This window comes from Paenarthrobacter sp. UW852, assembly GCF_024608385.1.
GTDB lineage: Bacteria > Actinomycetota > Actinomycetes > Actinomycetales > Micrococcaceae > Arthrobacter.
On the sequence record NZ_JAMSGY010000002.1, the window covers coordinates 112,925 to 138,008 of the forward strand.

Below are 25,084 nucleotides of genomic sequence, written 5' to 3' on the forward strand. Positions count from 1 at the left end.
GGCTACGCCGTGGCGCGCTGCTGTGGTGCAGCGACATCGGCGAGGACGCGGTTGAGCACCACTTCCGGTGTGGCACCGGAGAACTCGGCTTCCGGATCCATCACCAATCGGTGCGTCCACACCACCGGCGCCAGTTCCTTGATGTCATCCGGCAACACGAAGTTCCGGCCTTGCCCGGCTGCCCACACTTTGGCAGCCCGAACCATGGCCAGTGCGCCACGGACGGACACACCGAGGCGGGTCTCGGAGGCGTTGCGGGTCTCCTCACACAGGCGGGAAATGTACTCAAGCACGGCCGTGTCCACGTGGGTTGTGGCTGCGAGGTCCGCCATATCAGCCACAGCCTGGGTGGTGATAAGCGGGGTGAGCTCCTTTGAACGGTCCTTCAGGTTGGCCCCACCCAGCAACCGAACCGTGGACGCGTGGTCCGGGTAGCCGATGGAGGTCTTGATCAGGAAGCGGTCAAGCTGGGCCTCGGGCAGCCGGTAGGTGCCTGCCTGCTCGATCGGGTTCTGGGTTGCCAGGACCATGAACGGGCGGCCGGCGTCGTAGGTGGTGCCGTCCACGGTCACCCGGGACTCCTCCATGACTTCGAGCAACGCGGACTGCGTCTTCGGCGAGGCACGGTTAATCTCATCAGCCAGGACGATGTTGTTGAACACCGGACCCTTGTGGAACTCGAACTTCTGGGTCTTCTGGTCATAGATGGTCACACCAGTCACGTCCGACGGCAGGAGGTCCGGGGTGAACTGAATGCGGTTGTGCGAACCCTGGACCGTCGCGGCAAGTGCCCGGGCCAGCGACGTTTTACCGGTGCCTGGAGCGTCCTCGAACAGGACGTGCCCTTCGGCCAGCATCGCCGTGAAGGTCAGCCGGATGACGTGTTCCTTGCCCAGTACGGCCTGGCCCACGTTGGCAACGAGCTTCTCGAACGTCTCTGCAAACCACGCGGCTTGCTCGTTTGTCATGGTCATCGGTTGATCCTGTTCGTTGTGAAGGGGGTGTTGGGGTGACGGTGTTGCCCAGCGTCGTAGGCCGGGTTCAGCACGGCGGAGGGACGGGGCCATAAAGGTCCACCGTGATGGGCTTGACGAACCAGCCATCCTTCGGTGATCCCTTGAGCTTGTACCAAGCCGTGCCGTTGCGGTAGATGTCCTGCCTGCAGGTGACATCAATCCGGCCCCACGAGCGTTCCACCCAGCCAACTCCACACGTGGGACCGCTCGGGTTGTACGTGTCAGCCTGACCCGGCTTGCCGGGGCACGTGCTGTTGTGCGCCTGGATCTGGGATGGTGTTGGAGGCGGAGGCGGAGGGGTCGGATCGACACCGGACGTGGATGCGACGTTTCCACTGCCTGGTCCTGCGACTACCGTGACGGCGCGGACCTTCAGCTGCCGGGTCTTGTCCCAACCGCCACCGGGCGCGTCATAGCTGTTTGCCTTGCCCACTCCAGTCCAGCCGCCGTTGTCGAGGCTGACCTCGTAGTGGTCCAGTGGCCGGCCGTTCATGTTCGGGTTGTTCCACGTCCAGTGGACCTGGCCGTCGCCCTTGGCGGATTTGCCGCCGCTGACGTTCGGTGCATTGGGCGGGCCGTACGGGTTACCCGAGCCGATGTTCTTGCCGTCGCCGGCCATACCGTTCTTGACCGACGTCGCGATGATGTTGACCGCAACATTGGTGCCGTTGGGTTGCCCCCCGATGTCACCGCCACCGCGCCCGATGGGACCGGAGCCGTTGGCCGTCTGCCAGCGGTAGGTGATTTCGTTGTCTTGGGAACCGTTCCGTTCGGCGGCGGTAAGCGGCGTGAACGCCACCCGAAGCTGACCACTGGTTCCTGTCGCCGTGACCGAGCCGCTTCCAACGGTTCCCGGCTTGCCTGCGGCTCGGATGCCGGCCGACTGCTGGCTAACCCCACTGACACCCGCCTTGTTCGTGGCCGAAACAGTGAAGGTGTAGTCAGCCTCGGCATTGGCTACGGTGACGTTCTGCGACGTCGCGGCCACAGACTGGGTGCCGACGACGGCTCCACCACGGTAAGTGGTCAACGTATAGGCAGAGATGGCGTCACCGTTGTTGTTGGGTGCCTTCCAGCTGACCTGCAACTGGCTCTGAGTTCCTACGGACCCGGCACCGGAAACGGTCGGCGCCGCAGGTGTGGCCGGAATGCCCGCAGGAGTTTCCGCGGCGGAATAGGGGCTCCACTCCGAAGGCTCCTTGGCATCATTCCGGGCAAGCACCCGCACCTTGTACGCCACGCCGTTGGTCAGGCCCGACCATACATGGCTGGAGCCGGTGAGGTTTTGGATCTGCGGGTTCTGACCGGCCGGAGCCGGTGAGATTTCCAGATCGTAGGACTTCACGGGTGAGCCCTTGCTGGCCGGCGGAACCCACGCCACGGAGAGCTGCTTGTCGCCGAACTTCAGGGTGGGCGCAACAGGTGTGTCCGGTTTGACGTCGGGACGGACCTCGGCCGATACCGGTGAACGTTCGGACTCTTTGATGGCATTGGTGGCTGTCACGGCAAAGTGGTACTTCACGTTGTTGGTCAGGCCCGTCAGGGTGCAGGTGTTGGCCGGGCAGTCCTGCTTGAATCCGCCCTCGCCGTACACGGTGTACTTGGTAATGGGCGATCCCCGGTCGGCGGGGGCATTCCAAGTCAGCAGGGCCGTTTGATCCCCGACGCTTTGGGCCAGCGGAGTGGTGGGGGCCTCGGGTTTGTCCTTAACCGTGAGGCGCACACGTGCCGTGGCGTAGCGGGACAACTCACCCGTCTTGTCTGAAACGGTGTAGGCAACAACCATGGTGCCGGTGAATCCACCACCGGGCGTCACCGTGACGCTGTCTCCCGCAGGCTCAGCCGAACCTTGGCCGGTCTCCACCACGGCCGAAACGATCTTCAGGGCCGTGTCCGGGAACGGATTCGAATCGTTCGCGAGGACGTTGACGGTCACCGGTTTCCCGGACTGTGCATCCGGTTCCACGTCATCATTGGCTACCGGTTTGGGCCTGTTGGACGCGCTCAACGACAACTTGTAGGTAGCCAGCGCTTCCAGCCCGCGGGGATCCTTTGCCTTGACCTGGACAGCGCCGCCCTGTCCGATCTGCACCGAATCATCAGCGGAGACCTTCAACGACTTGCCGTCGACATTGACCCTGAAGCCATTCGGGGCCGCGCCCACCAGCTCATATTTCATGTTTTGGACGTCGTCAGCATCCGGGTCGGAGGTGAGCTTGCCGAGGTCCAGGCTGGCAGAGTCACCCTTGGGTACCTCAAGTTCACTGCCGAGCAGCACGGGCGGGTTGTTCTTGTTCGGATCCGGCAGCACCTTGGTGCGGATGCTCAGCGTCGATTTCAGGCCGTTGGGGTCGTCGGGACCAGTACCATCGGTGACTTCGAAGCTGATCGAACCGGGACCAACGTACTCCGCGCCGGCGGTGTATTTGATGGACGTTCCGTTGTTCGCCACGGGGTCGCTGCCATCGGCACCAATGAGCTTGATGCGGTCCACCTGCGTCAGGCGCGGCGAGCGTCCTTCACGGACCTTCACCCACTCGGCGAGATCAACGGTCACGGACTGGCCCGAGATCAACTCCACTACGTCATCCTTGGCGAGCGTGGGAACCTGCTGGCCGATGCCCGGAACCCAGATGATGGCGGTGGACTTTTGGCCGTCCACATCTTCCACGGTGTAGGGCACCAGTTGCGGCTGCTCGGTGAGGTCCACCACCACGTTGCCGTCGGATCCTGGCCGGGCCGTTTCCAGGCCGGTAGAGATCTTCAGGTTCTCGCCTACGCCGTCGGGGTCCTCGTCGTTCTTCAGGACCGGTACGTCCACGGCCGTCTTTCCGAGGGTCTGCGCAGACGTTACACGATCATCCCGTGCGATCGGTGCCTGCAGCGGGATGTCGTTCTTGACGATCACACGGATGGTGGCGTTACCCACGGCATCTCGATCATCAGCCACCGAGTAGCGCACGTTGATGGTGCCCTCGACGGCCGGGGCTGTCACCAGGACACGGCCACTGGTCTTGCTGACTTGGGCATCCACGCCCTGGTCAGCTTCGATGCTGTCCGTCAGGATACGGATGATGTCGCCATCGGGGTCGGTGTCATTGGCGGTGGCGTCCACGGCGATCTGCCGGCCTGGACGGACCTTGACCTCGTCATCCACCGGTGCCGGTTTCTGGTTGTTTTCCCCACGGGGTGCGACGCCTACCGTCACCGTTCCGGTGTTGACTGCGCCTTGCCGGTCGATCACTTTGTATCGGAACGTATCGGTGCCGGCGCCGTCACCGGCGGCAACGAAGTCGATAAAGCTGCTACCCGCCGTCGCCGTTCCCATAGTGGGCGTGCTGTCGATACCGGTGAGCTGGACTGAATCGCCGTCGGGGTCTATGCCGTCCAATGGCACCGGAATCCGGACACTGCCACCAGCCACCACCCGGGCCGTCAGGTTTTGCGGCTGTGGGCGCGAGTTCTGTGTGTCCTCCAACGGCAGGATGTGGATGGTGACGGCGGCGGCGCTCTTTTGCCCTTGCGGGTCCACCGCGTTGTAGATTGCCCGCACCGTCTTAGGGGTCGGTCCTGCGATGAAACGGAGGGTCTTCTCGGAAATGAACGCCTTGCCGTCTTCCTCCGGTATCCCCTGGGCCAGCACCGGGTCCACGGACAGCTCTTCACCCTGCGGGTGGGTGTCGTTGTCCAGGACAGGAATGGTCACGACGTCGTTGACGCGGACGTTGACTTCGTCAGGTTTCGGCTGCGGAGCTTCGACGACGGCGGGAGCCGGCACCGGGACGACGCCGACGGTACCTGTGGCTGAGGCGCGGCCGTTGGACATCGTGTAGCTGAAAACGAAGGGTTCCTTCGCGCCCAGGACATCCGTGACGCGCAGGACGCTATGGTCAATGACGCTCACAGAAGCGGACGAGCCATCCGGGACGGTCACCGACTGCAGGACCAGCACGCCACCGGATGGATCGGAGTCGTTGGCCAGCGGATCCACCAGAACGCTTCCGCCGACGGGCAACAGCGCGACGTCGTGGACGGCTACCGGGGCTCCCGCGTTCTTGCCGGACTCCACGTCCACGCGAATGAGGCCTTGGCTGGATTGGGGGCCGTTGCTGGCGATGTACGTCAAGTAGACCGGGCCCGGGGTGTTGCTCCGGAAAGTGAAGGTACCGCCGTCGGTCACCGGGCCGAGCTCCGCTTGACCGGCAGCCTCGACATGCGCCACCCGCAGGGCACCACCGTTGGGATCAACGTCGTTCTTCAACGGTGCGATCACCAGGTCCTGGCCCACCACTGCAGTGACGTGGTCCGCGTTTACCACCGGGGCGAGGGCGCCTGGCGGCTGCACGTTGACCACCACGCGGCCCGTGGTGGTTGCGCGTCCATCCCAAACAGTGATGGTGACGTTCTTCTTGCCGGGGGCAGCACCGGAATCCTGGTAGGTCAGCAAGCCGTCGCGGCGCACCTTCACCTGGTCCTGGTCGTTGTCAGACTTTGCGTCCAGGAGGACGAGGTCGTCCCCGTCCGGGTCCATCCAGTCAGTGAGGATGTTCTGGCTCACCGATTTTCCCTGTTCCACCAGCATTGTGGTGGGCTCGCCGCGTTTGAAGAAGGGCGGCTTGTTCTCATCCGGTCCCACCACATGAAGTGTTACTTGGCCGCCGGCTGACAGGCCACGGCCATCGGAGGCGTTGTAGTCGAAGACTTCCGTCCCCGGTTTGGCTTCGGCCGGGACCTTGATCTGGAAGGCCGAGCCACCGTAGATGTTCTCCAGCGCACCCGCCTTCGGGCCGTTCGCCCCCACAGCAGCGGTAAGGACATCGCCGTCGGGATCTGAATCGTTGTCCAGGACGCTCAGGATGGATGTCCGGCCCGGGCGGACACCGAACTCATCGGGTTTGGTCTCCGGCGGGCGGTTCGGCTTGGTGCGGTCCGGGAGGACGTTGATGGTGTTGTTGTCCGCCGACTCCTGGTCCTGGTCATCGGACTGGTTCTTGGGAGGGACAACGTCGTCCCAGTTGTTGACGAGCTGCATGTTCTGGTTGACCAGCCACACGCTGCCCGAATTCACATCGTTGAGGACCACGAGATCGCGGTTGACGCGGAACACGTAGCTCGGCGAGGCACTTGCCTTGGGGACGTTGTTCTTCTTGTCATCGGCGTCGTTATCGCAATCGCGGATGTACTTGTTGGCTCCCGCCCAGGCTGCGTGAACGCAATTGCTGACCTGGACCGGCGCTGCCGGGACGCCCTCGCCGTCGGCGTTGACGGTAGCAGCAGTTCCGCCGTCCAGCGGCTGCTTCAAGAGGGCCTTGCGCGTAGCGATGGCTACATAGCTGCTGTCTTGGCTGCTCTGCTGCAGTTTCGCCTCACGGGCGTCCTGCAATTGGAGCTTGCGACCGCCGGGGAGGAAGAGATTCCCGGAGTTGGCGTCCAGGAGCACTGGCTTGTCCCCCACCACAGCGATCTGCAGGTCGCCCGCTCCCTTGAGCCCGTCCACGCTGGTGACCTCGGAGTTGGTTCGCACCCCATCGGCGTCGACTGTGGTGACTGTGATCTCGCCCTTGCCGGGATCCGCTGTGTAAATGCGGTTGTCAGCCCCGACGGCCGACACGAGGCCCTGGTTTCCCGTCAACACGGGCTCGGTGCCCTCTTCGTCGAAGCCGTTGACGGTGGACGGCGACAAAGCCCACACCTTGCCGCGGGCAGGGTCTGTCACGGAAAGGACGGTTGAACCGTAGCTGACTTGCGAGGACGACGGCAGTTGCTTGTCGCCGCCGAGCTTGAGGTTGGCGGCCGACACCTGGTTGATCGTGGAACCGGATTCGTCGTCCACAAAGACGTTGCCATCGTGCTGAAGCACATCGAAAGTCGTGGTGGCCGGGGTGACTGCTCCGTCGAGGACGCGGGAGGGATAGTTCAGCCGCCCCACAGCGTTCTTGGTCTTGCTCACCACCCAGACGCCGCCGTCGTTCAAGTCCACTTCAGTGGTTTTGAACCCCGGATACAACACAGCGCCGGCCACCAGGACTGCGCCCGCAGCAGTGCCCGCAATGCCCGAAATAAGCTTCCTGTTTTGACGCTTTTTCAGCCCCAGCTTGGCGAAGAAAGTTGTCACAGCCCCAAAATTCCCTTTGTGTACAGCCGCCCACACGCAGCGACTTCCAGGCCAACCGGCATGTGCCGGCAGCCGTGCATTCCGCAGTACCCCCATACGGCGGCGGAATTTTCAGTCCCTAAGACTATCCCACGCACCCCACGGCCAACGGAGGAGACCCGAGACCCGGCTATCCATTGGCTTTGACAGCCTACGGCCTCGGCATGCCGTTGCGCGATGGGGACAACTGCCCGGTCTTCCGCCATCATCACGGTCAGCAGAATCAACGCACAGCCTACCGGGTTAATCCATCGAATAGCCAAGCTGTGACTTGAAACGCACCTTCCGAACCGCTAGGCACCCACCCTCCGTCACATCCCACCCCCTTAAACCGGAACGCTCTCCCACTTTCTTCAAGGAAGTGAGAGAGCGCCCGGCGGAATACGGCGGGATGTGAGAGAGCGTCCGGGGTGGGTGGTCGGAGGGCCGCGGGGGCTTACCGTCGGGCCCTAGTCCAGGACCAGGCCCTTACCCCGGCCACGGGCCAGCATGACGGGATGGATCTCGCCGAAGCCACGGACATTCTCGGACTTCTGGGGAACCAGGACAAAGCGGTCGTCCTGCCCCAGTGCCGCAGCCGTCATGGCATCCACCAAAACCGTTCCGGGCTGGGCCAGGGTGGTGAGCCGTGCAGCAAGGTTAACCGTAGGCCCGTAGATGTCGCCGAGCCGGGAAAGGATGCGGCCCCACACCATGGACACACGGCATTGGGGCAGGATCTCGTCTTCCGTGAAGGCCTGGGCGAGCGCCAGCGAAATTTCGGCTCCGGCCGCAGGCGTTTCGGCAATGTAGAGGACTTCGTCACCGACAGTCTTAACCAAGCGGCCACCGCCGACGGAGATGATTTCCGCACACTTGTTCTCAAAGCGCTGTACCAGTTGCGCCAGCGTCTTCTCATTCATCCGGCGCGAAAGGCTGGTGTAAGAGACCAAGTCCGCGAACCCAACGGCCCGGGCCAGGGGCAACGGCGAATCGTCCTCATCGCCCTCGCGGCCTTCTTCGCTGGCCTGCAAGCCGGCTTCGGCGCGAACGGCCAGCCGCTGAACGCCGGCGTTGAGTTGGCGGCGGTAGGAGTAGACAAGGATCTCTTCGAGCGAGTCAACAAGGGCAGGCAGCTGGGCCACCAATTTCTTGCGGGCGACGGCGTCGGGAATGCCCTGTTCGGACACCATGTCCTCCACCAGGGCTTCGATTTGCCAGACCACCATACGGTCGGTCATTTGCCCGATGGACCGGGTCACGGAAATCGCGGCCTCTTCAGTCAGGAGGCCCGCACGCACCAGGTCAAGGATGCGGGACAGCGCCGCCTGGTCCCGCTCGGTGAAGGCAACGTCCTCATCGCCAAAGTTCGGGAAGCCCAGGGCTCGCCATATCTTCCGGGCGGAAAGGATGGACACGCCGGCACCGGCGGCAACTTCACGACGGCGGAGCTTGCGTTCCCCACCCAGGAGCTTGGACTCAAGTGCCTTAATGGCGAGGCGCTCCGCGGACATCACGCCAGTGGGCGGACCGGTGGTCACCGGGGCGGGCCGCGCCTCGGTGTCCTCGTCCGCGGAAGGCTCGGGTACGGCGTCGAACTCCTGGTCCAGGTCCTCGCCGGACTGCTGATCCTCAACGCTCATCTCTTCCACCTTCTCTCAGCTCCCACGGCAACTCGTCAAAATCCCTCAGCACTTCACCCTCAAAAACCTCACCCTTCGGGAGCTCATCCATCGCGTCAAGAATGAAGCCCCTGAATCTCCCAACCAGGGGGACGTCGTTCAGCACGGCCACTCCGGAGTGCCCGGTATCCAAGGATATATTCCCGGAGTGCAGTGCCCGCTGGATCACCGTCTGATGAACCCCCACGTGACGTACCGCCATGAGGGAAACCTGCCAGTCATTGCGTCGAAACATGCCGTACTTGGCAAGTATCCTGCGGCTCGTCAGGATGTATCGGACAGAACGCCAGTGGAGCACACGTTTGAAGCAGTAGGCAAGCAGCACCCACGCAGCAAGAACCACCGCAGCGCCCATGAGCCATGGCGTCCATTCCGCGGTAATGAAGGGGGCCAGACGCTGTGCATTGCCTTTGACCACCCAGGCACAGGCGTAAGCGGCGACAGCCGGAACGACAATGAACACCAGCACAGGAAGAAACAAGGTTCGGCCCTGCTGCCGTGTCACGGCGATGACCTGTTCCCCCGGTAGCAACTCCTTACGCATAACCGCTTTCTGTGGCGCGCAAATGCACCACATCCCCGGCCGTAATAACGTGCTCCCTGCCGCCATGGTCCACAACCAGCAGCGAACCATGCTCATCAAGGCGGGATGCATGCCCCACCAGTTCATGGTCACCAGGCAAGTGGGCCCGGACCTCGCGACCCAATGTCACCATGGCGGATTCAACGCGCTTATGCAGGGACTGTCCCCCGGCCAGGCCGGCAGCCGGGTCACCTTCGGCGTTGCAGAAACTGCGGTACAACCGCGCAAACCGCGATAGGTAGCTCTTCAGCAGCGCGGTGCGGTCCGTCGTCGTGGCCCCTTCCAGGGCGAGTGACGTGGCCGTGGGCACCGGAAGTTCGTCTTCGGCCAGGGACACGTTGAGTCCAACTCCCAGGATCACCGCGGGGACCGACCCGTCCCCCAAGGGCGTCATCTGGGCCAGTATCCCTGCGATCTTGCGTCCGTTTACCAGGACATCATTGGGCCATTTGATCTCCGCGGTCACACCGGCCGTTTCCTGCAGGGCCTCCCGCAACGCGACGGCAGCCAGAAGAGAAATCCACGAATAGCTTTGCGTGGGGACGGGCATGCCGTCAGCCGTGACGGGGCGCAGCACCATGGACACAGACACGGCGGAGCGTTCCGGCGATTCCCAATGACGGTCCAGCCGTCCGCGTGCGGCAGTCTGGTGCTCCGCAGTCAGCACGGCGAGGTCGGCCCACTTCTTCGGCTCGACAGTTACGGCCCGCACCAGGTCCTGGTTGGTGGATCCTGTGGACTCGACGATGTTCAGTTGGGAGATGCCCGTTGCCGACAGGAAGTCCGGCTCAAGGAGCGCCTGGCGGTCCAGCCCGGGCCGGTCTGTGTGGGCAGAGGGGACGTGCGGCTCGCTGCTCTCTGGCTGTTCGGCATCCATAGCTGAATCCTATCCAGTTGCGGCGGCCTGGGATGGTGTCTGGCTCCAAAAGCGTCTGGGAATCCGCCTAGAGAAAAATGTCCGGCACCAGGCGGTCTTCGGGGGCGCCGAGGCTGTACGGCGTGAAGTCCGACACGCCGGCGGCGCGGAGCACCTGTTCGTCGGTGAAGAAATTACCTGTGGTGCCCTGGCCGGTCAGCACCGCGTGCGCCGCGTCGGCCATGATCTCCGGGCCACGTGCTGCTTGGACGATCTGCTGGCCGCCGGGCATGTTCCGGATCGCGGCCGTGTCGATCAGGGTGCACGGCCAGAGCGAGTTGACCGAAACGCCGTCGTCCTTCAGCTCTTCGGCGAGACCGAGAGTGGTGAGGCTCATCCCGTACTTCGCCATCGTGTAGGCCAAGTGCATCCCTGCCCACTTGGGGTCCAGGTTGAGGGGCGGCGACAATGTGAGGATGTGGCCGTGCCCTGACTCACGCAGGGCCGGTAACGCCAGCTTGGAGAGCAGGAAAGTGCCACGGACGTTGATGTCCTGCATGAGGTCATAGCGTTTCATGTCCACGGCGTCGGTTCGGGACAGGTCGATCGCCGAGGCGTTGTTAACGACGACGTCGATCCCTCCGAAACGCTCGACGGCGGCGGCGACCGCTGCAGCGACATCGTCATCGTTGCGGACGTCCCCGACCAGCGGCAGCGCCTGGCCGCCCGCTGCGACCAACTGGTCAGCAGCGGTAAAGACCGTCCCCTCAAGTTTGGGATGCGGGTCGCCGGTCTTTGCCATCAGCACAATGTTGGCGCCATCGCGGGCTGCACGAGTGGCAATGGCCAGTCCGATGCCGCGGCTTCCACCGGACATCAGGATGGTCCTGCCCTTGAGCGATCCGGTGGCCACGTAGGGAGTTTCTGCCTTCGGGAGTGCGCGGGAAGCGTCGTTGCTTGAAGTCATGGGGACACTCTAACCCAAGTATGTTACTGACGGGTAACATAGCGTTGCCTTTGGCTTGGACGCGGAAAATTGTAGGGTTTCTACAGCGGTTCGCGGCAAAGGCGTCACTAGACTGGCCTGCGGGGCCTGTTCTTTGTACGGAAGCTACTTAAGCTTTGCGCCAACACCGAACTGCGCCAGCGAAAATCAGCTACAGAGCCGGAGACACTTGATGAGCCACGATCTGACAACGACAGCGGGAAAGATTGCCGACTTCCGCGACCGCCAGGCACGTGCCGAGCAACCCTCCGGCCCGGAAGCGATTGAGAAGCAGCACGCACGCGGTAAGAACACTGCCCGCGAACGCATCGACCTCCTGCTTGACCCTGAATCGTTCGTCGAGTTCGACGCCCTTGCAGTCCACCGCTCCACCGCGTTCGGCATGGAAAAGAAGAAGCCCCTTGGCGACGGCGTCGTTTCCGGCTACGGCACCGTGGACGGACGCCTCGTCGCCATCTACAGCCAGGACTTCAGTGTCTACGGCGGCTCGCTGAGCCAGGTCAATGGCGAGAAGATCGTCAAGGTCCAGGAATTTGCCCTCCGCAACGGCTGCCCGGTTGTGGGCATCAACGACGGCGGCGGGGCGCGTATCCAGGAAGGCGTCGCCTCGCTGGCCATGTTCGCGGACATCTTCCGCAACAACGTCCACGCTTCCGGCGTGGTCCCCCAGATTTCCCTCATCATGGGCCCGTGCGCCGGCGGCGCCGCGTACTCCCCCGCGCTGACCGACTATGTGGTCATGGTGGACAAGACATCCCACATGTTCATCACCGGACCCGACGTCATCAAGACCGTCACCGGTGAGGATGTGGATATGGAAACCCTGGGCGGCGCGCGGCAGCACAACGCCACCACCGGCACCTCCACTTATCTCGCTTCCGACGAAGCAGACGCCATTGAGTTTGTCCGCGAACTCCTTGACTTCCTGCCGTCCAACAACCTATCCGAGGCCCCCGTTGTGGAGCACGACCAGGAACTGGAAGTCGACGACGACGACCTCGCCTTGGATGGGTTGATCCCCGACTCCGCCAACCAGCCTTATGACATGCGCAAGGTCATCGAGCAGATCGTGGATGACGCCCACTTCCTTGAGATGCAGTCCCTCTACGCCCCCAACGTGATGATCGGTTACGGCCGCGTTGAGGGACACACTGTGGGCATCGTGGCCAACCAGCCCATGCAGTTCGCGGGAACCCTGGACATCTCCGCCTCGGAAAAGGCTGCCCGCTTTGTCCGCCACTGCGATGCCTTCAACATCCCCATCATCACCCTGGTGGACGTCCCCGGCTTCCTGCCCGGCAAGGACCAGGAATTCCAGGGCATCATCCGCCGTGGCGCCAAGCTCCTCTATGCCTACGCCGAGGCAACCGTTCCCAAGCTCACCGTCATCACGCGCAAGGCTTACGGTGGCGCCTACATCGTGATGGGCTCCAAGAAGCTCGGAGCAGACCTGAATCTCGCCTGGCCCACCGCCCAGATCGGCGTCATGGGAGCCCAGGGTGCGGTGAACATCCTGTACCGCCGCGATCTCGCTGCGGTGGCCGAAGCCGGCGGTGATGTCGAGGCCAAGCGGGCCGAGATCATCCAGGGCTACGAGGAAGAACTCCTCAACCCCTACCAGGCCGCTGAACTGGGTTACGTTGATGCCGTGATCGCTCCCTCGGATACCCGTGTGCAGATCATTCGCGGCCTGCGCGCCCTTCGCGACAAGCGTGCCAGCCTGCCCACCAAGAAGCACGGAAACATCCCGCTGTGAGCACGCCGAAGCACCGCGCCGATACGGCGCCCGATCAAGAACCGGCCACCCCGCTGTTCTCGGTGGTCAAGGGCGAACCGACGGCCGAAGAGCTCGCGGCGATTGCCGCCGTCGTGGTTTCCCTTGGGACACCGCAGGAAGCGGCCCCAACCAAGCCGAACGTCCGTCACTGGGTCCGTCGCCAACAACTGCGCCTGGATCCCAGCCCAGGTCCGGGTGCATGGAAGCGCAGCCGCGGCTAATTTCCCGCTCGTAGAAAAGTTCAACAACCCTTTCACGTAAGCGGCGTCGCGGATAGGCTCTGTGGGTGACTACTGCAAACACCCCCGTACGCCCGAAGTCCGCCATCGATGCCGTCGCTGACGCGTACACAGAAAAGCTGATCGAACTCAATCCCAGCTTCGCCACCACGCTTGGACTGCCGGGACACGAAACCGAATACCAGGACTATTCGCCCGCCGGTGCCGAGGCTCATGCGGAGGCCACACGGTTGGCATTGGACGCTCTGGCCGGCCTTGAGCCTTCGGATGACGTGGACGCCGTCACCCTGGATGCCATGCGCGAGCGGCTCGGACTGGAGCTGGAGATCCACGAGTCGGGTTGGGACGCCGCCGACCTCAACAACATCGCCTCACCGGCCCAGGACATTCGTGCGATCTTCGACCTCATGCCCACGGACACGGTGGAACAGTGGGAGCATATCGCCGGCCGTGCAGCTAATGTTCCCGGGGCGATTGAGGGGTACATCGCTTCCCTCCGGACCGCTGCCGCGTCGGGCAAAGTAGCCGCCGCCCGCCAAGTCCGGATTGTCATCGAGCAGACCGGCCGATACGCAGCCGAGGACGGATTCTTCGCCAAGATGGCTTCATCGGCCGCCCTTAATGGCCAGCCGCTGCCCGCCGATGTTCAGGACAGGCTCGACGCCGGGACCGCAGCCGCGCGTTCTGCGTACAGCGCCCTCGGCGATTTTCTGCGGGACGAGCTCCTCCCCCTTGCACCGGAGAAGGACGCGGTCGGGCGCGAACGCTACGCGCTGGCCTCGCGTTCATTCGTTGGCGCACAAATCGATCTGGAAGAGACGTACTCCTGGGGCGTTCAGGAGCTCGAGAGGCTTATCGGCGAGCAGGAAAAGGTCGCGGCGCAGATCAAGCCCGGCGCAGCCATTGAAGAAGCCAAGGCCATCCTCAATAGCGACCCCGCGCGCCAGATCAAGGGCACCGACGCACTCAAAGCGTGGATGCAGGAACTCTCCGACCGTGCCGTGTCCGAGCTCGCCGACGTCCACTTCGATATTCCCGACGTCATGAAAACCCTCGAGTGCATGATCGCCCCTACCGACGAGGGTGGCATCTACTACACCGGCCCCTCCGACGACTTCTCCCGGCCCGGACGTATGTGGTGGTCAGTGCCGGCAGGCGAAGACACCTTCACCACGTGGTCCGAAACCACCACCGTTTTCCACGAAGGGGTGCCCGGCCACCACCTCCAGGTCGCCACGGCAACTTACCGCCGGGAACTCTTGAACAACTGGCGGCGCAACGTCTGCTGGGTCTCCGGCCACGGCGAAGGCTGGGCGCTCTACGCCGAGCAGCTCATGCTGGAACTCGGCTACCTCAAAGACCCGGGTGACCACATGGGCATGCTGGACGGACAACGCATGCGGGCAGCCCGCGTGGTGTTCGACATCGGCGTCCACCTTGAACTGCCTGTCCCTGAACGCTGGGGCACCGGCACCTGGACACCCGAAAAAGGCTTCGACTTCCTCAAAGCCAACCTCGATATCAGCGAAGGCCAACTCCAATTCGAATTCACCCGCTACCTCGGCTGGCCGGGACAGGCGCCGTCCTACAAGGTGGGGCAGCGCCTGTGGGAACAGATCCGTGCCGAGCTTGAGGGGCGCGACGGCTTTGACCTGAAGTCCTTCCACAGCAAGGCACTGAACATCGGCTCTGTTGGTTTGGACGTGCTGCGGCGGGCGTTGCTGGGCTGAGGCTATTCCCACTGATCGCCCCGTGTGACTACGAGGTGCGATCGGTGGGGCAGGTCGTGCAGCCAGTCGACCGAATCAACTCGCTCAAGTCCGGTGTAATCTTCCCCACTACTGCTCAAATTCACCGGGACCCGTCCTCATCGGAGACCACCGTGACCCGGCCGGTAAATACGCGCTGAGGCCAACGTCACAGGAGCGGTAGGAATAACTTTTGCGCACGTAACATTTCTCAACGTCCGTTCGCTATGTTATTGGCCAGACACCTAACGTGTTCCGGTGAGCACCTCAACCAACACTTCCCCAGCAGCTGGCAAGCCCGGCTTCCGGCTCCCCAAGTGGGCCGGTTCCTTCGGCGTCCAGATCATCGCAGCCCTCATTGTGGGCCTCGTCCTTGGCCTCATAGCCAAGTACACAGGCAGCACCAAGACAGCCCCCAACGGCCTTGGCGCAACCCTCCAGACGATCGGGTCCAGCTACGTCTCGTTGCTGCAGACCGCCGTCGTTCCTTTGATCTTCACCGCTGTGGTGAGCTCGATCGCCAACCTGCGGCAGGTCTCCAACGCTGCCCGTCTGGCCTGGAACACTCTGCTCTGGTTCGCCATCACGTCGCTGGTTTCGGTATTGATCGGCATCGGCCTGGGCGTACTCCTGCAGCCCGGGGCAGCCACTGGCATTACCCAGAAAGCTGAATACGCTGGCAAGACCGGTGACTGGTGGGCCTTCCTGATCGGCCTTTTCCCCAAGAACTTCCTCGGCCTCGGCGCCAGCTCTACCGTGACCGAAAGCGCCAACGCTGCCACAACGGTCAGCACTTCCGTCAGCTTCAACGTGCTCCAGATCCTTGTGGTCGCCATCGCCGTCGGCATCGCCGCACTCAAGGTAGGCAAGCAGGCTGAGGCATTCCTGACCTTCAACGCTTCCGCACTGGCCGTTATCCAGAAGGTCCTCTGGTGGATCATCCGCATCGCTCCGCTGGGCACCGTGGGCCTGATCGGCAACGCTGTTGCGATCTACGGCTGGGACACCATCGGTTCTCTGGGCAAGTTCACGGCCGCCATCTACATCGGCCTGGCACTGGTGCTCTTTGTTCTGTACCCGATCCTGGTCCGCGTCCACGGCCTGTCCGTCAAGCAGTACTTCTCCGGTGTGTGGCCCGCGGTCCAGCTGGCGTTCGTCTCCCGCTCCTCCATCGGCACGCTGCCGCTCACGCAGCGCGTCACTGAACGGAACCTGGGCGTCCCCTCCGGCTACGCTTCCTTCGCCGTGCCGCTGGGCGCCACCACCAAGATGGACGGCTGCGCAGCAATCTACCCTGCCATCGCAGCGATCTTTGTAGCCCAGTTCTTCGGCATCAACCTGGACTTCAGCCAGTACCTGTTGATCGTGCTGGTCTCCGTCCTTGGTTCCGCTGCAACGGCCGGCACCACCGGCGCAGTGGTCATGCTCACCCTGACCCTGTCCACGCTGGGACTGCCGCTTGCCGGCGTCGGCCTCCTGCTGGCGATCGATCCCATCCTGGACATGGGCCGTACCGCCGTCAACGTTGCGGGCCAGGCTTTGATCCCCGCCATCGTGGCAAAGCGCCAGGGCATCCTGGACGAGTCGCTCTACAACGCACCCCGCAACGGTGCAGCGTTTGCGGACGAGTACGCTGCCGACAAAGCCGCTGCTGAAGCGGATGAACGGGAACTCGCGGGAACGAAAGCCTAATTCCAGCCCGTTTTAGAACGGCGTAGATCCCCTGGGGAGTTCTCCCCGGGGGATCTCCCTGTTAAAGGGCCCAAAGCTGGATAGGCTCTGAGCATGCTGATCGTCACATCAAATGAAATTCCGGGCCACCGGATCGACGCCGTGTTCGGCGAAGTCATGGGCCTCACTGTCCGTTCACGGGACATCGGTTCGCAGATGCTTGCCGGATTCCGCTCCCTAGGCGGCGGAGAGCTGCCCGAAATGACCAAGGCACTCTACGAAAGCCGCCAGGAAGTTATGGCACGCATGGTCAACGAAGCGCAGCAACGTGGCGCCAATGCCATCGTCGCCATGCGGTTCGACACCTCCGAAATGGGCACCAACTGGACCGAAGTCTGCGCTTACGGCACCGCCGTCTACGTGCTGCCCCTCGGCGAAGGCGAGCCCGGGGCTACGGGGCAGTCGATCTATTTGACCAAATCGGCCGCCCAACAGCCGGCCCAGCCGCAGCAGCCAGCACCGCCTGCCCAGCCCACCCCGCCGGCTCCCCCGGCGCAGTTCTAAACCAAGCCCCCGGCAGATCCCGTTCTTGTTCGCTCTCCTCCCCTTCAACGGTGAGGAGAGCGAACAAGAACGGGATCCCTTTTGCCCGGGATCGCTTCAAATTGCGCAGAGTGCAAAGTTGCACTTAGTGTAAGTATGTGACCCAAACCAGCAATCACGACGCCGTTGCAGAGTCGCCTGCCCTTGCCGATGCCGCAGTGCCCTCCCGGCGCGAGCTCAACAAGGCGGCCACCCGCAGCTCCATCGCGTCCGCCGCCCTGGACCTGTTGCGCAGCAACGGCTCCGGCAATTTCACCGTCGAGGACATCGCTGCCAGCGCGGGAGTTTCCCGACGGACCTTCTTTAACTATTTCCCCAGCCTTGAAGCGGCCCTGGCATCAGTAGCCGACGGCTTCATGGACCACGCCCTGGAACAATTCCGCCTGCGCCCCGCCGAAGAATCCATCCTCGAATCGGCTCGGGCGGCCCTCATGGCACTCGCAGATCCGATGTCCGTGGCGCCCATGGCCGAGCTGTTCAGCCTCACCCAGGACAACCGCTCGTTGGCCCGGTCCGAGCTTGAAGCCTGGGAACATTGCACCGGGCAAATCATTGACGCTGCCCGCAGCCGGCTCGGTGAAGGCATCAGCGAGCTCTACTTGCATGCGTTGGCCGGGTCGGTGATCTCCTGCGGCAAGGCGGCCATGACCGTGTGGTTCGCCGAACGTGGGCCCGACCTCTCCGCGGAATCCCTCGCCATCCTTCGCCAGCACCTCATCGACGCGATGGGTCTCCTCGGCGCCGGCTTCGCGCCGCCGTCGGACGTTTCAGCCCCACAATCTCCGGCATCAGCCGCACCCTCTGTTCCAACCACCAAAGATCGGTTCTGACATGGCTTCGTTCCTATACCGGCTCGGCAAATTCTCGTACCGGCGCCGCTGGCTGGTGATCTCCATCTGGCTGGCCGTCCTGGTGGCCGTGGGCGGTTCAGCCGCAGCTTTCCACGGCACCATGTCCAACAACTTCACCATCCCCGGCACCGAAACCCAGCGGATGGCCGACAAGCTCAAGGAAGCCCTGCCTGCTTCCTCCGGGGGATCCGCGAGCGTCGTCTTCGACGCCGGCGACGCCGGTTTCGACCAGGCCAAGAAGGATGCCGTCGCGGCCGCCCTCGACAAGCTGCAGGACATGCCCGACATCCAAGGGACGGTGAACCCCTTCACCACGCAAGAACAGCTGGATTCCGCGGCCGGCCAAATCGCCGACGGTGAAGCCAAGGCGGCGGCAGGTCAAGCCCAACTGGATGCCTCCCGCGCACAGCTGACGGCTGGCGAGGCGCAGCTCGCCGCGGCAGAGCAGCAGCTGGCGGCCTCCGGCCTCACCCCGGCGCAGATTGACGCGCAGCTCGGTGCCAAGCGCGCTGAGCTCGCCGCGGGCAAGGAAAAGCTCGACGCCGGCACAAAGGAAGCGGCCGACGGCGCCACCACCTTGGCCCTCTCGAAGCGGCAGGCTGCCGCCTCGGAGGGGCTCCGGTTCGTCTCCAGCGACAACAAAGCAGCAATTGCGCAGGTCCAGTTCAAGACCTCCATCAACGCAGTGGATCCAGCCGTCCGCAAGCAAGTACAGGACATCGTTCACGAGGTCTCCTCCGCAGGCGTCACGGCTTACGCCAGCAAGGAGATTACGGAGGACGTTTCGCAGATCTTCGGCATTGCCGAAATCGTGGGCGTCGCCGTCGCCGCGCTGGTCCTGATCCTTATGCTCGGCACCCTGGTCGCAGCCGGCCTTCCGCTGGTGATGGCTTTGATCGGTGTCGCGGTTGGCGTCGGTGGCACGTTCGCGCTCACCAGCGTGATCGACATGAGCTCCATCTCCCCGATGCTCGCCCTGATGCTGGGCCTTGCGGTGGGTATCGACTACTCCCTGTTCATCGTCAACCGCCACCGCGGCCAACTGTTGGCAGGCATGGACGGCGAAGAGTCCGCGGCCCTCGCCACGGGCACCTCCGGCAACGCTGTGTTGTTCGCGGGCCTCACCGTGATCATCGCGCTTGCTGCCCTGGTGGTCCCCGGACTCCCCTTCCTCGCAGTCATGGGTGTCGCCGCCGCGGCGACAGTGGCGGTCGCCGTCGTCGTCGCATTGACCCTGACGCCCGCCGTCCTGGCGCTGATCGGCCGCCGGCTCATCTCCAAGCGCGCCTGGGCCAAGGCCGCCAAGCACAATGCCGAACCGGGCCACGAAGCGGCCGACCGCGCCCTCGAAGAGAAGCGCAGCAGCGGTGGCTGGGGCGGCCTTGTTACCCGGCACCCGTGGTTCGCGCTCGTGGCCAGCGTCGTGCTTCTTGGCGCCCTGGCTCTGCCTGCTTCCCAGTTGCGGCTTGCACTGCCCGACGGCGGTTCCGAACCTGTCGATTCACAGGCGTTCAAGGCCTATGACCTCACGCGCAGCAGCTTCGGCGAAGGCATGACGGGCCCGATCATCGTGGTCGCCGAGTTCCCTGAAGGTCTGAGCGAAAACGACGCCAAGAACAAGCAGTACGATGTCGCCGACGAGCTGCGGGGCGTGGACAACGTGATCGCCGCAGTGCCTGTGGCCTTGAGCGATGACCTCCGAACGGCCGTTTACCAGGTCATCCCGAAGGAAGGCCCCGCCAGCGCCAGCACCGTCCAGGTGGTTTCCGATGTCCGCGCCAAGGGCACGGACATCCGTGAACAGAACGATGTGACCATCGGACTGACCGGCCAGACTGCAGGCAACATCGATGTGTCCGCCAAGCTTGGTGCCGCTTTGCCGCCTTATCTGGCGATCGTTGTGGGCCTCTCGCTGATCCTGCTCCTGCTGGTGTTCCGCTCCATCGTTGTTCCGCTGTTGGCTACCGGTGGCTTCCTGCTCTCGCTGGCTGCTGCCTTCGGTGCCGTAGTGGCCGTGTACCAGTGGGGCTGGTTGGGTGGGATCTTCGACGTCGCCAACCCCGGCGCCGTCCTGAGCTTCCTCCCCATCATTTTGATCGGTGTGCTGTTCGGTTTGGCCATGGACTACCAGGTGTTCATCACGTCCGGCATGCGCGAATCGTTCATGCACGGCGAGTCCGCCAAGCACGCAGTACGCTCCGGGTTCAGCCACGCAGCGGCAGTGGTCACCGCCGCTGCCATCATTATGGTCAGCGTGTTCTCCGGCTTCATCTTCAGCCACCTCACCATGGTCCGGCCGCTGGGCTTCGCAATGGCGTTCGGTGTGCTCATCGATGCGTTCGTGGTCCGCATGACGATCGTTCCGGCCGTGATGTACCTGTTGGGCGAAAAAGCCTGGTGGCTGCCCAAGTGGCTCCAGCGGATCCTCCCGGACGTGGACGTCGAAGGCGCCAAGCTCACCCGCAGCGACCGCCCCAAGGCCGGATCCGAGGAACTGGTCCACTAACGCTCCTCCACGTAACCAACCCTTCAACCCGACGCTCCATCACTTGCTTCACGGCAGTGATGGAGCGTCGGGCGTTTAAGCGCGGACGTGAGCGAGGGACGGCGGGAAGCAGGCGGGATGTGAGAGAGCGTCGTATTAGGCTGGAGGGCGTGACCCGATTGATTCTCGCCTCCCAGTCCCCCGCCCGCACCAAGCTGCTTACGGAGGCGGGAATCCAGCATGAGGTCCTGGTCTCGGACGTCGATGAGGATGCCGTCCAGGCAAAGTACGGCGTAACGGATGCCCACGACACAGCCCTCCTGCTCGCCCGTGCCAAGGCAGAAGCCGTTGCAGCCCTCCCCGAAGCCGAAGGCGCCCTGGTGATCGGGTGCGACTCTGTCTTCGAATTCGACGGCGAGTCCCACGGCAAGCCCTACACCCCGGAGGTTGCCCGGGAGCGGATGCTGCGGATGCGCGGTTCACAGGGAGTACTTCACACAGGGCACTGGCTTGTTGACTGCCGGGATACCGCAGCGGACGCGGACCAGGATGATGCCGGCGACGGGTCCCCGGACGGCACAGGCGCCACGGTGGGCGGGGTCTCCAGCGCGGAAGTTCACTTCGCGCAGATGTCCGAAAGCGAGATCGACGCCTACATCGCCACCGGCGAGCCCCTGCACTGCGCCGGTTCCTTCACCATTGACGGCCTGGGTGGGGCCTTCATCCGCAAGGTCGACGGCGACCCGCACGCCGTCGTCGGGCTTTCCATCTCCACCCTCCGGGATCTGCTGGTGCATGCGAACGTGGGCATCACAGAGCTGTGGAACTCGAACAGCCAGTAGAAGCAATTTGTAGCAACCCTACAAAGGAACATCGCCTCACACACGGAATCCCCCATCAATATGGGCGGAACCCTCACAATCACGCTAGGCTCCCTGAAGGACAGAAGGAGTCAACAACTTGTCAGCTAACCCGGCGCAGCCCATTTCCAGCCCTCTCACCAAGGTCTTGATTGCCAACCGCGGCGAAATCGCGGTCCGCATCATCCGAGCCGCCCGGGACGAAGGCATTGCCTCCGTGGCGGTTTACGCCGACCCTGACCGCGACGCCCTCCACGTCCGCCTCGCCGATGAAGCCTACGCACTGGGTGGCAACACCGCTGCCGAGTCGTACCTGGTGATGGACAAGATCATTGAGGTTGCCAAGCAGTCCGGCGCCGACGGCATCCACCCCGGTTACGGCTTCCTGGCCGAGAACGCCGAGTTTGCTGCGAAGGTCATCGACGCCGGTATCACCTGGATCGGCCCCTCCCCCGAGGCCATCTCGGCGTTGGGCGACAAGGTCCAGGCCCGCCACATCGCCGAAAAGGTGGGGGCTCCGCTGGTCCCTGGTACGGCCGACCCCGTCCAGGATGCCGACGAAATCCTGAAGTTTGCCGAGGAATTCGGACTTCCTGTCGCCATCAAGGCTGCCTTCGGCGGTGGCGGGCGTGGTATCAAGGTGGCCCGCACCATGGACGAAATCCCTGAACTGTACGAGTCTGCCGTGCGCGAAGCCACCGCAGCCTTCGGCCGCGGCGAATGCTTCATCGAGCGCTTCCTCGATGCACCGCGCCACGTTGAGACCCAGTGCCTGGCAGACGGCTTCGGCAACGTGGTTGTCGTCTCCACCCGCGACTGCTCCCTGCAGCGCCGCAACCAGAAGCTCGTCGAGGAGGCTCCCGCGCCGTACCTGAGCGAAGAGCAGGTCAAGCGCCTCTACGAATCCTCCAAGGCCATCCTCAAGGAGGCCAACTACCTCGGCGCCGGCACCTGTGAGTTCTTGGTGGGCCAGGATGGCACCATCTCCTTCCTCGAGGTCAACACCCGGCTCCAGGTGGAGCACTGCGTATCCGAAGAAGTCACGGGCATCGACCTGGTCCGCGAGCAGTTCCGCATCGCCCGCGGCGAAGCCCTCGGCTACGAGGACCCCGAGGTCCGTGGCCACTCCTTCGAGTTCCGCATCACCGGCGAAGACCCGGGCCGCAACTTCATGCCCGCCCCGGGCACCATCACCACCCTGAAGAACCCGACCGGACCCGGCGTCCGGATCGATTCCGGCGTGGATCAGGGAGACGTCATCAGTGGCAACTTCGACTCCATGCTCTCCAAGCTGATCGTCACCGGCGCTACCCGCGAGCAGGCCCTGCAGCGTTCACGCCGCGCCTTGGAAGAGATGGTGGTGGAGGGTATCCCCACCGTTATTCCTTTCGACCTGGCAGTGGTCACCGACCCCGATTTCGCCCCGGCTGAGGGGCCATTCAAGGTTCACACCCGCTGGATTGAAACTGAGTTCGTCAACAGCATCCCAGCATGGTCGGCCAACTCTGCCGGCGCAGAAAAACCCGACGCCGGTGAGCGCCAGCGCGTCGTCGTCGAGGTTGGCGGCAAGCGCCTTGAAGTCGTCCTGCCATCCGGCCTTGGTGGCGGCGTGGCTGCCGTCTCCAGTGGCTCGGGCACCAAGTCCGGGAAATCCAAGAAGCGTTCCCGTTCCGCTGGTGCTACGGCTGCTGCGGCCGGCGGCAACGCCCTGACGTCGCCCATGCAGGGCACCATCGTCAAGGTGGCAGCCTCTGAAGGCGACGTCGTGGCCGAGGGCGACCTGATCGTCGTCCTTGAAGCCATGAAGATGGAGCAGCCCCTCACAGCCCACAAGGCCGGCACCGTTCGCGGCCTGTCCGCCGCGGCGGGCGAGACCGTCGCTGCCGGCGCAGTCATCGCCACCATCGAGGACTAAGAACAACCGCTTAAGGACGTCGGCCCCGCACCAAACGGTGCGGGGCCGACGTCGTTAAGGCGTACTTAGGCTACGTTGTTCTCGTAGTCGGTGTCCTTGGTTTCACGTGTCAACCACAGGGCGATGAAGGTCACCACAGCGGCGACGGCCATGTAGACACCCACCAACCAGGTGCTTCCGTTCGCTGCCGACCAGAGTGCGATGGCCACGAACGATGCCGGGGCGGCACCGATCATGGACGACAGGTTGTAAGCGACTGCAGAACCTGTGTATCGGACATTTGCCGGGAAGAGCTCGGGCAGGATGGCGGCCATGGGACCGAACGTCAGACCCATGAGCGTGAAGCCAACAATGAGTCCAACCATGGCGGCGGCCTGGCCAGGGCCGAACATGGTGAACCAGAGCGCACCGAAGACGAAGATGCCGGCGGTGACGCCCAGCAGGAACTTGCGGCGGCCCCACCTCTCAGCCAGCGGCCCGGAAACCACCGTGAAGATGCCGAAGAAGACCACGCCGATGATCAGCATCCACAGGAAGTCAGAGCGGGTAATGCCCAGTCCGGGAACGAATGCTGCGATTTGGTCAGCTGTCATGGGCTTGCCGGCTTTTTCGGCGGCGGCCTGCGCACCGGCCAGGGTGGGCTTGGTGCCGTAGGACAAAGTGAACGTGGTCATGATGTAGAAGAGCACGTAGGTGGCGAACATGATGAAGGTACCGGCCACCACGGGGCGCCAGTGGCTCTTGAGTGTGGCTGCGAGGGGCAGCTTCTGGACCTTCTCCTGCTGGATGACCTTGGTGAAGGAGACGCTTTCCACCAGCTTCAACCGGACATAGAGGCCCACGATGACCAGCACGGCACTGAGGATGAACGGAACCCGCCAGCCCCATGCGAGGAACTCTTCGGCGGTCAGTGCCACATTCATCCAGATGAAGATGACGTTGGCAATGATGAAGCCGATCGGGGCACCAAGCTGCGGGAACGTTCCGTAGATGGCGCGCTTGCCTTCCGGAGCGTTCTCGGTGGCGAGCAAAGCCGCGCCGGACCATTCTCCACCGAGGGCGAGGCCTTGGAAGAAGCGCAGAACCACCAGGAGGATGGGCGCCAGGATGGCCCAACCCGGCATGGATGCCGTAGGCAGGAGTCCGATCAGGAACGTGGCAATACCCATGGTCAGAAGCGAAGCGACCAGGGTGCCCTTGCGGCCGATCTTGTCTCCAAAGTGTCCGAAGACCACTGCGCCGATGGGGCGGGCGAAGAAGGCCACGCCGAAGATGGCAAACGCACTGAGCAACGCGTTGATATCAGTGGCGTCCGGGAAGAAGAGCTTCGGGAAGACGAGTACCGACGCGGTGGCATAAGCGTAGAAGTCGTAGAACTCGATCGTCGTGCCGATCAGGCTGGCGAAGATCACTTTGCCCCGCGAGTTCACCGGCTGAGTGGACTCGCCTTCCTTGGATGGTGCGGTGGAAGACATGTAGTTGCAGCTTTCGTTCACATGGATTATTCGAGAGTTCAATAATAGTTCCCGCTGTCCATTGACTGGACAACCAAGTCCAACATGCGGACAGCCGCAGAAATCCCACGATGTGGTCTGCGCCACAATACCTCACCACGGCCTCACGCGCCGGTGACCCCGCCGATAGGGAAATGTCACAGGG

General features: G+C 63.5%; 16 protein-coding genes. 9 read left to right on the forward strand and 7 right to left on the reverse strand.

Going from position 1 to position 25,084, the window contains the following annotated elements; all coding sequences use genetic code 11:
• Positions 1–2: 2 nt before the first annotated feature.
• The 6 genes from NEK97_RS03705 to NEK97_RS03730 form a co-directional block, all read right to left on the reverse strand.
• The gene (locus NEK97_RS03705) at positions 3–974 is read right to left on the reverse strand and encodes a MoxR family ATPase (RefSeq protein ID WP_257368553.1); all 972 of its coding nucleotides are present in this window, start codon (positions 972–974) and stop codon (positions 3–5) included.
• 67 nt (positions 975–1,041) lie between these two features.
• Positions 1,042–7,131 carry an Ig-like domain-containing protein gene (locus tag NEK97_RS03710; protein WP_257368554.1) on the reverse strand — a complete coding sequence of 2,030 codons (6,090 nt, stop codon included), beginning with the start codon at positions 7,129–7,131 and terminating at the stop codon, positions 1,042–1,044.
• 488 nt (positions 7,132–7,619) lie between these two features.
• Positions 7,620–8,792, reverse strand: coding sequence for an adenylate/guanylate cyclase domain-containing protein (locus NEK97_RS03715; protein ID WP_235519495.1), 1,173 nt, complete (start codon positions 8,790–8,792; stop codon positions 7,620–7,622).
• A complete protein-coding gene (locus NEK97_RS03720) occupies positions 8,782–9,375 on the reverse strand; it encodes a PH domain-containing protein (protein WP_257368556.1) in 594 nt (197 codons plus the stop codon). The genes NEK97_RS03715 and NEK97_RS03720 overlap by 11 nt, the downstream gene beginning before the upstream one ends.
• Positions 9,368–10,291, reverse strand: a complete 924-nt coding sequence (locus tag NEK97_RS03725) for a biotin--[acetyl-CoA-carboxylase] ligase (protein ID WP_257368558.1) — start codon at positions 10,289–10,291, stop codon at positions 9,368–9,370. The genes NEK97_RS03720 and NEK97_RS03725 overlap by 8 nt, the downstream gene beginning before the upstream one ends.
• A gap of 67 nt (positions 10,292–10,358) precedes the next feature.
• Complete coding sequence (locus NEK97_RS03730) at positions 10,359–11,237, reverse strand: NAD(P)-dependent oxidoreductase (RefSeq protein WP_235519487.1); 879 nt, start codon at positions 11,235–11,237, stop codon at positions 10,359–10,361.
• Between the two features lie 211 nt (positions 11,238–11,448).
• On the opposite strand from NEK97_RS03730, the gene NEK97_RS03735 reads away from it, so the two are divergent.
• From NEK97_RS03735 to NEK97_RS03775, 9 genes are all read left to right on the forward strand, one after another.
• Positions 11,449–13,032: an acyl-CoA carboxylase subunit beta gene (locus NEK97_RS03735; protein WP_257368560.1), complete on the forward strand. Its 1,584-nt coding sequence runs from the start codon at positions 11,449–11,451 to the stop codon at positions 13,030–13,032.
• Positions 13,029–13,274, forward strand: a complete 246-nt coding sequence (locus tag NEK97_RS03740) for an acyl-CoA carboxylase subunit epsilon (protein ID WP_257368562.1) — start codon at positions 13,029–13,031, stop codon at positions 13,272–13,274. Before NEK97_RS03735 ends, NEK97_RS03740 begins: the two co-directional genes overlap by 4 nt.
• Before the next feature lie 65 nt (positions 13,275–13,339).
• Complete coding sequence (locus NEK97_RS03745; RefSeq protein ID WP_257368563.1) at positions 13,340–15,022, forward strand: DUF885 domain-containing protein; 1,683 nt, start codon at positions 13,340–13,342, stop codon at positions 15,020–15,022.
• Positions 15,023–15,298: 276 nt separating this feature from the next.
• Positions 15,299–16,732, forward strand: coding sequence for a dicarboxylate/amino acid:cation symporter (locus NEK97_RS03750; RefSeq protein ID WP_257368564.1), 1,434 nt, complete (start codon positions 15,299–15,301; stop codon positions 16,730–16,732).
• A 93-nt stretch (positions 16,733–16,825) separates the two neighbouring features.
• Positions 16,826–17,275 carry a YbjQ family protein gene (locus NEK97_RS03755; RefSeq protein WP_257368566.1) on the forward strand — a complete coding sequence of 150 codons (450 nt, stop codon included), beginning with the start codon at positions 16,826–16,828 and terminating at the stop codon, positions 17,273–17,275.
• A 137-nt stretch (positions 17,276–17,412) separates the two neighbouring features.
• Complete coding sequence (locus NEK97_RS03760) at positions 17,413–18,144, forward strand: TetR family transcriptional regulator (RefSeq protein ID WP_374111507.1); 732 nt, start codon at positions 17,413–17,415, stop codon at positions 18,142–18,144.
• A gap of 1 nt (position 18,145) precedes the next feature.
• Positions 18,146–20,671, forward strand: coding sequence for an MMPL family transporter (locus tag NEK97_RS03765; RefSeq protein WP_257368568.1), 2,526 nt, complete (start codon positions 18,146–18,148; stop codon positions 20,669–20,671).
• A gap of 149 nt (positions 20,672–20,820) precedes the next feature.
• Positions 20,821–21,492: a nucleoside triphosphate pyrophosphatase gene (locus NEK97_RS03770; RefSeq protein WP_257368569.1), complete on the forward strand. Its 672-nt coding sequence runs from the start codon at positions 20,821–20,823 to the stop codon at positions 21,490–21,492.
• 118 nt (positions 21,493–21,610) lie between these two features.
• The gene (locus NEK97_RS03775) at positions 21,611–23,425 is read left to right on the forward strand and encodes a biotin carboxylase N-terminal domain-containing protein (RefSeq protein WP_257368571.1); all 1,815 of its coding nucleotides are present in this window, start codon (positions 21,611–21,613) and stop codon (positions 23,423–23,425) included.
• Positions 23,426–23,490: 65 nt separating this feature from the next.
• Here NEK97_RS03775 and NEK97_RS03780 read toward each other — a convergent pair whose 3' ends face one another.
• Positions 23,491–24,900 carry an MFS transporter gene (locus NEK97_RS03780; RefSeq protein ID WP_235519464.1) on the reverse strand — a complete coding sequence of 470 codons (1,410 nt, stop codon included), beginning with the start codon at positions 24,898–24,900 and terminating at the stop codon, positions 23,491–23,493.
• Positions 24,901–25,084 lie beyond the last annotated feature (184 nt).